This window comes from Microcystis sp. M090S1, from assembly GCF_020246295.1.
Taxonomy (GTDB): Bacteria; Cyanobacteriota; Cyanobacteriia; order Cyanobacteriales; family Microcystaceae; genus Microcystis; species Microcystis aeruginosa.
In genome coordinates, this window is sequence record NZ_JADBTF010000458.1 from 1 (window position 1) to 10,325 (window position 10,325).

Consider the following 10,325-nt stretch of genomic DNA (forward strand, 5'->3'; position numbering starts at 1 on the left):
TAAATCTTTATCTGGCAAGAGATTTAATTGATTAGTTCGCTCTGGATCGAAAACAGTTGACAAAAATCGCAGCAACACCTGTCTCTATAAGGGTTTCATTCCTTATAACCCCGTCCATTGCATAAGACAAACCGAAGAACCGACATATCCAATCAATCTGACAAATAAAAGGTAGGACTGGCTGAATAAATCTAAAAACCTTGTTGGATCAGATTTTTAGGCTTTTCTGAAATCCAAAAGTGCCAGGGATTGGAGTGAGCGCGGGGAAAATTCCGGGACTTTTTCCCTGAAAATTAGGTAATTGACCACGGCTCGACTGAGCTTCGCCGAACGTCCTGAAAATGGGTAAAACCCTACACCCTACACCCCACACCCTGCCCCCAAGAAAAACTTTTTCAGCAAGCCCTATATAGGAGTGATCAATCTTTGTGTCCTCTGTGTCTCTGTGGTTCCTTCCACACCCCACACCCGGCCCCCACCAACCAACTTTTTGCCGCAAACCCTAGATAGTTAACAGTTTCCCATCCCCAGTAGCTAATCTGGACACTTTTCTCGCAGCATATCTGGTACATTTTGTCAAAAAAACTTTTTCGTTTTAACATAAGTACACATATTTTTGGCAAAAGATCTTTTTCGTCAAAGGAGCAATTGGCAAGTTTTCCCTAGGGACGAATTAGTCATCCTAGACTTAGCAAGGGTTTCAAGGCACAAGGACTAAAAATGCACAGAGTAAGCCAATTCTTACATCCTAGCATCAGGCTGTAACTATTGCAATCTCGTTGACAAATAGGAATTTTTCTCAATTATTTTTTAAGAAAAGTAAAGATTAAGGAATGTAAATTTAAATCTTCTCAAGTATATTGGGATTTTGATAAATTTTGCTTATATAAATTAGCCCTTAGCATTCAGCTTCTGAGAGTAGTTATCTTATTGGTGAAGTACAAAGTTGTCGTTTTGGCAAGTCTCCGAGCAAGGAGACGATGCCAAATCCAGTTATAATTCATCTTGATCAGAAACGCTATATTTTTCAGTGTAATTAGTCAATTTCCTTGTTATTATCAATCTAGCTGATGGCTGACGGCTAATAGCTTTCTTTTTCCTCCGTCACCAGAGTAATACCTGTCCATTCTCCCTTCTCGTTATAAGAACGAATTAAGCGCTGTCTTTGAGTAGGAGAAAGTAACCAACCCACCTCTAAAACAAAACGATGACCGGCAGTAATTTTCAGAGGTGTATTACAGGAGGCTCCATCGGGCAGCAGCAGGATTTGAATCGGCAGCGGACTATTTTCAAACAACAATCTTTGTCCCTCAATCCGAGCGCTAGAAGTAATTTGACTATCGCCAAAAGTCAAAGTTTGCGAGAGATAATTATCCCCCTGACGCTCGATCGATACATGGGTAGAATAGGCAGGAGAATTATAAAAATCGCGTCCCGTTGTCACCGCCTGTCCCCGCCATTGACCCAGTAATTGCTCCACCGTTAACATCGGTCTTTCTGGGGAGCTAGAATCGGCCAACTTTTCCCGAATTAAAGTCAAGCGATCGAACTCACAGCATTCATTAAATAACTGTACCATTCTTAATCGTCTTTCTCCAGAGATTAACCCAAATTCTGCCCCGAATTGTGAGGAAAAACTACTAAAATATAGAGAACCTTGGCAAAAAGCTCCCGTCTGGCTAAATAGAATACCCTGATGGAGAGAACTATACTCTAAAATTAAATCTTCCGGCACTCGATCGCTGTAGAGACGGCGGACCAATTGACGAATTGATCGATTATTATTAACGCCTTGCAAAGATACCAAAGTCGGGGTATCTTCGATCAGATCGCCTTGGGGAGACAGACGGGTAAAAGAACCTTGCCATTGACCGAGATTTTTTAGTAAACATTCCCACTGGGAGAGCATAATAATTGAAGTAATTGGGGGAAATAGGAAAAAATACATGGGAACAATTCGATTAATGCACGCCAAACTCCATCGAGTGCGCGTCAGCGAGGCTAACGTCGATTATGTCGGCAGTATCAGTATCGATCGAGAATTGATTGAGCGGGTCGGTATTTTGCCGCTTGAAGAAGTGGATGTGGTCAATCTTAGCAATGGTAAGCGCTTTTCCACCTACGTTTTTCCCGGCCAAACCGGGGAAATTTGCCCCAACGGTGGTGCGGCTCTGCTCTGTCAACCCGGAGATATTTTGATTATCTATGCCTACGAACAACGTCCGAGGCAAGAAGTTCTCGAAAACGGTCATTTGGCCAAAGTTCTCGTCGCTGATGCTGAAAATCGCTGTCAGCAATTTTTTGAACAGAGCCTAATTCCCCGGGGTGATGGTCGGGGAGTGGAATTCTATAGTCAAGAATGCTGATTCTTGTCCTAAATTTGTTAACTTTCCCGTCATAATGAGAATAAGTAATGTAAATTTTCTTAGAATCAGCCCCCATGCGTGTAATTCTCATGACCGGTAAAGGAGGCGTGGGTAAAACCTCCGTCGCCGCCGCTACAGGACTCCGCTGCGCCGAACTTGGCTATAAAACCCTAGTTCTCAGCACCGATCCCGCTCACTCTCTCGCTGACAGTTTCGATCTCGAATTAGGTCACGATCCTCGTTTGATACGTCCCCATCTTTGGGGGGCAGAATTAGATGCACTAATGGAATTGGAAGGCAACTGGGGCGCAGTAAAACGTTACATTACCCAGGTATTGCAAGCTAGGGGTTTAGATGGAGTGCAAGCGGAAGAATTAGCGATTTTACCTGGAATGGATGAGATTTTCGGCTTAGTTCGCATGAAGCGCCATTACGATGAGGGTACTTATGATGTGTTGATTATCGATTCCGCACCCACGGGGACAGCCTTACGATTGCTGAGTTTGCCAGAAGTGGGCGGTTGGTACATGAGAAGATTTTACAAACCGTTACAGGGAATGTCGATGGCATTGCGACCACTGGTAGAACCTTTATTTCGACCGATCGCCGGTTTTTCCCTACCGGACAAGGAAGTTATGGACGCTCCCTACGAGTTTTACGAGCAGATTGAGGCTTTAGAAAAGGTTTTGACCGATAATACTCAAACCTCGGTACGTTTGGTGACAAACCCCGAAAAAATGGTGATTAAGGAGTCTTTACGCGCCCATGCCTATCTAAGTCTCTATAATGTTTCCACCGATTTGATTATTGCTAATCGGATTATTCCCGACAAAGTAACCGATCCTTTCTTTGCTCGTTGGAAAGAAAATCAACAGGTTTATAAACAGGAAATTTACGATAATTTTCATCCTTTACCGGTTAAGGAAGTTCCTCTCTACTCCGAAGAAATGTGTGGTTTACCCGCTTTGGAAAGACTGAAAGAAACTCTTTTTGCCGAGGAAGATCCGACTAAGGTTTATTACCAGGAAAACACCATTCGGGTAGTTCAACAGGAAAATAACTACAGTCTGGAATTATATTTACCCGGCATACCCAAGGAACAAATACAACTAAATAAAACTGGAGACGAGTTAAATATTCGCATTGGTAATCACCGTCGCAATTTAGTCTTACCCCAAGCTTTGGCAGCCCTGAAACCTTCCGGAGCAAAAATGGAAGATGATTACCTGAAAATCTCTTTTAGCAACGTGGTGAAAGTGTAATTTTCCTAGAGTAGGTGGGAAGTGGGAAGTGGGGAAGTGGGGAAGTGGGAAGTGGGGAATTTCAACTAAAACCCTAAAACCCTAAAACCCTAAAACCCCATCACCCCATCACCAGACAATTGACTTTTTCAGCAAACCTTACCGATGATTTTCCCAGAAAAATCAAGAGAGCCATCTTTTTTCTAACCATGCCAGGACACTTTTAACATCCGCCACTTTTTCTCCTTCAGGTACAGGTGGACGTTGTACCATTACCACGATTATTCCCAACTCTCTAGCGGCGATAATTTTGGCGTAAGTGGCATCACCGCCGCTATTTTTACTCACGATCGCCCCAATCTTATATTCTTGTAAAAGAGAGCGCTCTGACTGTAAGGAAAAAGGCCCCCGTTCCAACAATAATTTTCCAACCGGTACGATGGCATCCGCTGCCGGTGGGTCGATCATCCGCATCAAAAACCAGATATTGTTTAAATGTGCATAACTTGCCAGTTCTTGCCGACCAATAGTGAGAAATATCCGCGGCGCTAACCCCGGTAAAATATTCGCCGCCGCTTGATTGTTTTCTACTTCAATCCAATTATCTCCAGATACTTTTTCCCAAGCTGGACGACTTAACATTAATCGAGGAATACCACAATCCGAGGCGGCTTGAGCGGCATTAAAGGAAATTTGCGCGGCAAAGGGATGGGTGGCATCAATTAAACAATCAATGCTTTCTTGGCGTAGATAATTGGCTAACCCGGTGGCACCACCAAACCCCCCCCTGCGAGAGGGAGTTGTGAGAGTAATCGGTTCTCTCGTGCGACCGGCAAAGGAAGCGATGGCATCTATACCCGGAATTGCCGCAATTTTAGCCGCTAATGCCGCCGCTTCCCCCGTTCCCCCTAAAATCAGCACTCTTTTATTTTTAGTCATCCAGATAATTGCCAAAAGGTTAACTAGGGTTTGCTGAATAAATCTAAAAACCTTGTTGGATAAGACTTTTAGACCTTTTTGAAATCCAAAAGTGCCTGGCATGGGAGTGATCAGGGGGAAATTCAGGTACTTTTTCCCTGAAAATTAGGTAATTGACCCCCTCAAAATCGGTAAAACCCCACACCCCACACCCTACACCCTACACCCTGCTTCTAGGAAAAACTTTTTCAGCAGACCCTAACTAATTTTCCATCTTCCTATCTTGCCTGGCAAAGGAAGAAGATTGAGCGGTTAGCTTCTAGCCTGAAGAAACTCTCTACTCGCGCTTAGAAATTAGTTGAAGGGAAACATCTGAGCGGTTGATTGGGTTGGTTGGTGGCAAAATTTTGCCGGGGTTTTCAACCCAAATTTTCGATCAAGGTGAAGTATAATCTGACTGAGAATCGTCTCCTGTCTCTCCTATCCCCAAACCGAAAACATTATACCTCACCATTAAGATAACTGCTCTAAAAAAATAGCAAACTAAGAAAATTTCTCCTTTGCTACTTTTGCCGTGAACAACTATGTTAAAAAAAGTCAATTCTCTGCGATCGCTATCCTGTTTCCTCGCTATAATCCTCTGGAGTAGTCCCCTAGGAATTAACCCTAGCCTCGCGGTCAATGATAATTGTCAACTGTCCGAATCGGAAATCAAACAACAAGAAAATCTGCGTCAAACTTCCCCCCAAGAATATAACATTTTATTGCAGAAATATGCTGAACAATTGCGCTTTTGTCGTTCCCGACACTGGTTACAGGAACAGGCGATCTGGTTACGTCTCTACTCCTGTGATACCCGTCCCGGATCGATAGAAAGTATCCTTGATCGCATCGTGGCCAAAGGTTATAATACAGTTTATCTGGAAGTTTTTGCCGATGGTCAAGTCTTATTACCTCCTAACAATAATCCCACCGTTTGGGATAGCGTGATTAAAAATCCGGGTGCGGGAAATGTGGATTTATTAGCACAGGCGATCGAACAGGGACATAAACGCGGTTTAAAGGTGTACGCTTGGTTATTTAGCCTCAATTTTGGCTATGCTTATAGCTTAAAACCCGAGCGACAGGAGGTGTTAGCACGCAATGGTAAAGGACAGGATAGCACCTCTTTTGTCGATGATCGATCCCAAACTTTTGTCGATCCCTACAGCAATCAAGCGCGACAGGATTATTTAATTCTCCTAGAAGCCATTTTACAACGTCGTCCCGATGGAGTTTTATTTGATTATATTCGCTATCCCAGAGGAACAGGAGTCGATTCCGTGGCTGATAATGTCCAAGATTTATGGATTTTTAGTCCGGCATCCCGACAAGCTTTAATTAATCGAGGATTGAATAATAAGGGCAAATTTTTAATCGATCGCTATCTGACTCGCGGCCAAATTTCCCCCCATGATATCGTCGAAGCAGATCGCCTTTATCCCCAAGAAACCGCCCCTCTTTGGCAGGGTAGAATCCCCTTAGAAGAGGAGATGAAACAATCAGTTCAAAGTCGTTTTGATCGCCTCAAATTAGAACTTTGGTTCCTAGCGGTTGCCCATGCTGCCCAGGGTGTAATTGATTATATTAGTTATTTTTCTGCCCTAGTGGAACGTCAGGGAATTCCCGCCGGGGCAGTGTTTTTTCCTGATGGAAATCGTCTTGTGGGTAATCAAGGTTTTGATTCCCGTTTACAAGCTTGGGATAGTTTTCCCGCTTCCCTAGAATGGCATCCCATGTCCTACGCTAATTGTAACGATACCACCTGTGTGGTTAATCAGATCAAAAGAGTAGTGGCAAGCAGGGGAAATCAAACTCCTGTTATCCCAGCTTTAGCGGGTTTATGGGGACAACCCTATAACAATCGTCCCTCCTTAGAAGTGCAAATGGAAGCGATTCGCATAGCCTTTCCCACCATAGATAGTATCAGTCATTTTGCTTTTTCTTGGCAAGAACCACAATTCGATCGAGCCAGAAGATTTTGTCAAATGTAACCGCATTTACACCTCCACTTTCACTTCCTCTGTCTCTGTTTTTTCCTGTAGTGGGGGAACTATCAAAGGCGGCAGTTCTGGTTCGGCGGTGTTGAGAGTCGGCGTAATATCGACGTAGTTAATCACCGCCCCTAAAATTTTCACTTCCGCTTCTGTTAACTGGTCAGTTGCTTCACTCAAGAGACTAGAACGAGTTATCGCCTGGCGCGTTACCAGAATAATCCCGTCCGCTAGTTCTTCTAAGAGCAGCGCATCATTACAGCTAGACAGAGAAGGAGTATCCACAATCACCAGATCGAAACGGCCGCGAGAATCTTTGAGAATTAATTGTAATTCGCTCGATTCAATGATAGCTGCCGCTTGTTTTTGCGGACCGGGACTAGGCAAAATGGAAAGGTTTTCTATATTTGGGGCCAGCCGGATCGATTTACTTTTTGCCCCGTAGTAAAGTAGGGGTTCTCGGAAAGAATTGGGATCGGGAGTGACTCCGATTTCTTCGGCATTAGAAAGACTTCTCAGATCTCCTTCGACTAACAGAGTCCGTCGGCCCGCTAAAGACGCAGCGATCGCCAGATTATAGGCAGTGGCAGTTTTCCCCTCTCCGCCAGTAATACTGGTGACAATGACCACTTTCACCGTTTCGCCGCCGCCCACAAGTCGCAGGGTACTGCGTAAACGTTCGTAGTAGGGGAGATAATTGGCATTAGCATCGGCGAGAATCGGCTCGATTTCCTCGCCCTCTAAATTCCGGACAATGGGCAATTGTCCTAAGAGTAGTATATCCCGACTAACCAAAGCTTCCCGCAATTCTTGGGGACTGTGCAGGCGATCATCGATCACTGCTAACAGGAGAATCGTACCCAATCCGGCTAAAGTTCCCAAACCAGCACCCACCAAGAGAATCAAGGTACGATTCTTGCGGTTAAACACCTGTTCGATCGGTTGAGCCACTGGCGGTTGGGCGACGGTGAGACTACCCACGGTTTCCGCTTCTGCAGCCTGAGCATCCACCAGAGCATTGAGAATATTCTCGTAGATACCCCGTTGAAAGGCGACGGCTTGGGTTAAACGAGCTTGCTGTAGCTGTTTATCGGGGAATTTCTCGTATTGGGAGCGTAATTGCTGTTCCTGAGTCACTAAGGATTCTAATTGTTTCATTAAACCCTCGCGCTGGGTTTGCAGGGTGACTAATTGAGCCGCTAGTTGTTGACGGGTGGCATCGAGATTACTTTGCTGACGGATGCGACTGCTGGGAAGATCGGTCAGGATGCCATCTTTTCCGATCACCTCGGCGGCTCTTTTTTGTAAGAGAGATTCGTTAACTTGCTGTTGTTTGCGTAATTTAACTACGGTGGGATGTTCGGGACGTAAATCCTTCTGTAGTCGCTCCAATTGGGCTTCCGTGTCCAAGATCTGCGCTCGGATACTGGCAATAATCGGGTCGGCACTAAGGGCCGAGGAGGTGTAAGCTTGATCGGGGGTTAAATCGAGTTGTTCACTCAGACTATTAATCTGTCCTTGAATGCCTTGCAGTTCTAGGCGAATTTCTCGCTGTTGCTGTTGACTACTGGTGATCGCGGTGAATAAACTCCCATCTTGAATCGCCAATAAATCTGAACCCTGGGTACTAATGTAGCGATAAAACTTTTCTTCGGCTCTGGTTAAATCTTTTTGGACTTCGTTAAGTCGGACACTGAGAGCTTCTATGCGGGCCCGTAACTGGGAAGTATTCAGCCAGCGACTGTATTCCACCATTTCCTTCATCAAGGTTTCGAGAATTAACTCCGCCTTGGACTGGGAGTCGGCCGTTAACTCTAAAAGTATCTCTTGGGGTTGGTCGGTTCCTGTAGATCGATTGGTATTATTTTTTTGTCCCTCCGCTTCACCGGGGAAGGTGATTTTCAAATCTTGATCGCGAATTTTAACGATCTGTTCCTGATTAAATTGCAGTTTTTTGGCGGCATTGACCAATACCCGGGGAGACAGCAGTAAATCGCGGTCAATAGCCCGCCCTTGTTCTTGCAGTTGGGTTCCTGTACTGGTAAAAGCTGGCGGCGGCACCCGGTAGGCCAATTGTCCCACCGCCCGATAAAAGGTGGGGGGTTTCTCAGGATCGGGTAGGAGAGCAAAGATCACAGAACCACCTAAACAGACGAGGAAGACGAATATTCCCACAAATTTGTTCTGATCTAGCGAGATGAGAAATCGTTTCACAATTGGTAGAGCCATAGCTTTTTAATATATTCCCAGATTCTTTACATTTTAGTGGTCAAGAGTGATTCTCGCCCTTGAAATCCTAGCTTATGAAGTTGTGTTAAGGAGTGAAGGGAGCAAGTTGCCCCTCAATTATTGGAAGTTATTGAATTGATTGCTAAGGTTGAGAATTGTATTGGTAAAATTGGAAATATCCCGAATGGGTTGGGTAATGATATTAAAAGCGGCGAAAATTTCCCCTAATAGGGTGCGGGTGACAATAATTACGTCTTGATCTTCTAAGGGAACATTTTGGGAGATATCTCCCCTAACTGCCGCTATCGGACTCAAAGTTTGACTAACAATTCCCCCTTTGGCACTATCAAAACGTAGCAGGGACACTTCATTGACATTAATCCGCAGGCGATCGGAAACCGGTAAACTAGCCACCACATCGAGGAAGGTACTGCCATTAGGAATCGAAACATTTCTCAGGGCAATTCCCGAAGGAACTAAGGGAGCTAAAACCCTGACAGTGATATTCTGCTGGGTGAGGGTGGTTCTCGCCACCAGTGTGCGATTATATCCCGTTTCTTGGCCCACTTCTAACTTGGAAACAATCACGGCATCGCCCCCTTGCAGACGCATATCTGGCAAGCGTTCCCCTTTAATTAAGGGAGTATAAAGGTCAAGTTTCTCCTCTAATACTGTACCATCGACTAAAACCCGACGGACAACGATCGAACGCAGATCGGCTCTGGGAGTGCCACCCCCCGCCGCCAAAAGTACCTGCGCTAGGGGAGTATTAGGAGCGATACTATAAAACCCCGGTCGCTGTACCTCTCCCAGAATGGTTAACTGGACGGGACGGGCAGTGGTTAAAACAGCAATCACTTCCGGTTCCTCCCGCAAGTATTTTCGCCCCAATTCGAGGCGGATTTTAGTTTGCACTTCGTCTAAAGTCAAGCCCAGCACCGGAATACGCCCTAAAATCGGCACCAGAAAATTACCATCGGGATCCACTGGCCCCGTGGAATTAAATTCGGGAAAATCGGGAACCGAGACAGTAATTTGATCGCCGATATCGAGTCGATAGGCCTGAATTTGTCGGGATTGGCGATTATTGGGAGAGTAAACCGGTGGACTGTAGCCAGTGGGGGGAATCGTGTTTTCAGGAAAGGTGGGATTAGGCGGTTGGGGGGGCAAAAATTCCAACCCGGCTCCGGGTTGAGTCTGGGGTATGGACAAAGGACCCTGGGCCTTGAGTCTCTCGCAGTGAATTACCCACAAGAACCCTGTCAGACTCAACCCTGATAAGGCTATGGCCCCAGTTCTGAATAAACTAACTGGCAAAAACTTGTTGAGCATTGGTGGAATCATCGAAAATTTGGGTCTGAAACCCCGCCGTTTTACGGCGGCTTTACCGTTAAATACTAGCGCATTTAGACGATATATTCTAGAATGTGAGGCATGGAAAACGCCTATTCGTTTCGCTTTTACCCCACACCAACACAAGAGTCGCTATTGCGGCGCACATTGGGCTGTGTAAGATTAGTTTACAATAAAGCTCTCCA

Annotated in this window: 8 protein-coding genes; 4 read left to right on the forward strand and 4 right to left on the reverse strand. The window is 45.3% G+C overall.

The window, feature by feature from the left end; translation table 11 throughout:
* Positions 1-1,081: 1,081 nt before the first annotated feature.
* Positions 1,082-1,909 (reverse strand): DUF3598 family protein, encoded by an 828-nt coding sequence (locus IM477_RS20060; protein WP_287733217.1) that lies wholly within the window; start codon positions 1,907-1,909, stop codon positions 1,082-1,084.
* A 37-nt stretch (positions 1,910-1,946) separates the two neighbouring features.
* Between IM477_RS20060 and panD the strand changes: the two genes are divergently transcribed.
* Together panD and IM477_RS20070 are read left to right on the forward strand one after the other, a co-directional pair.
* Positions 1,947-2,366 carry an aspartate 1-decarboxylase gene (panD, locus tag IM477_RS20065; RefSeq protein WP_287733212.1) on the forward strand — a complete coding sequence of 140 codons (420 nt, stop codon included), beginning with the start codon at positions 1,947-1,949 and terminating at the stop codon, positions 2,364-2,366.
* A gap of 74 nt (positions 2,367-2,440) precedes the next feature.
* Positions 2,441-3,628, forward strand: a complete 1,188-nt coding sequence (locus IM477_RS20070; RefSeq protein WP_287733213.1) for a TRC40/GET3/ArsA family transport-energizing ATPase — start codon at positions 2,441-2,443, stop codon at positions 3,626-3,628.
* 162 nt (positions 3,629-3,790) lie between these two features.
* Here the strand turns inward: IM477_RS20070 and IM477_RS20075 are convergent, their stop codons facing one another.
* Positions 3,791-4,546, reverse strand: coding sequence for a cobalt-precorrin-6A reductase (locus IM477_RS20075; protein ID WP_287733218.1), 756 nt, complete (start codon positions 4,544-4,546; stop codon positions 3,791-3,793).
* 563 nt (positions 4,547-5,109) lie between these two features.
* On the opposite strand from IM477_RS20075, the gene IM477_RS20080 reads away from it, so the two are divergent.
* A complete protein-coding gene (locus IM477_RS20080; protein ID WP_287733214.1) occupies positions 5,110-6,558 on the forward strand; it encodes a family 10 glycosylhydrolase in 1,449 nt (482 codons plus the stop codon).
* A 6-nt stretch (positions 6,559-6,564) separates the two neighbouring features.
* Here the strand turns inward: IM477_RS20080 and IM477_RS20085 are convergent, their stop codons facing one another.
* Entirely contained in the window at positions 6,565-8,787 is a 2,223-nt protein-coding gene (locus IM477_RS20085; RefSeq protein ID WP_287733215.1) for a GumC family protein, read from the reverse strand.
* Between the two features lie 117 nt (positions 8,788-8,904).
* A complete protein-coding gene (locus tag IM477_RS20090; RefSeq protein ID WP_287733216.1) occupies positions 8,905-10,119 on the reverse strand; it encodes a polysaccharide biosynthesis/export family protein in 1,215 nt (404 codons plus the stop codon).
* 102 nt (positions 10,120-10,221) lie between these two features.
* Between IM477_RS20090 and IM477_RS20095 the strand changes: the two genes are divergently transcribed.
* Positions 10,222-10,325, forward strand: a 104-nt coding sequence (locus tag IM477_RS20095; RefSeq protein WP_287733219.1) for a helix-turn-helix domain-containing protein, incomplete at its 3' end; no start/stop codon positions are given.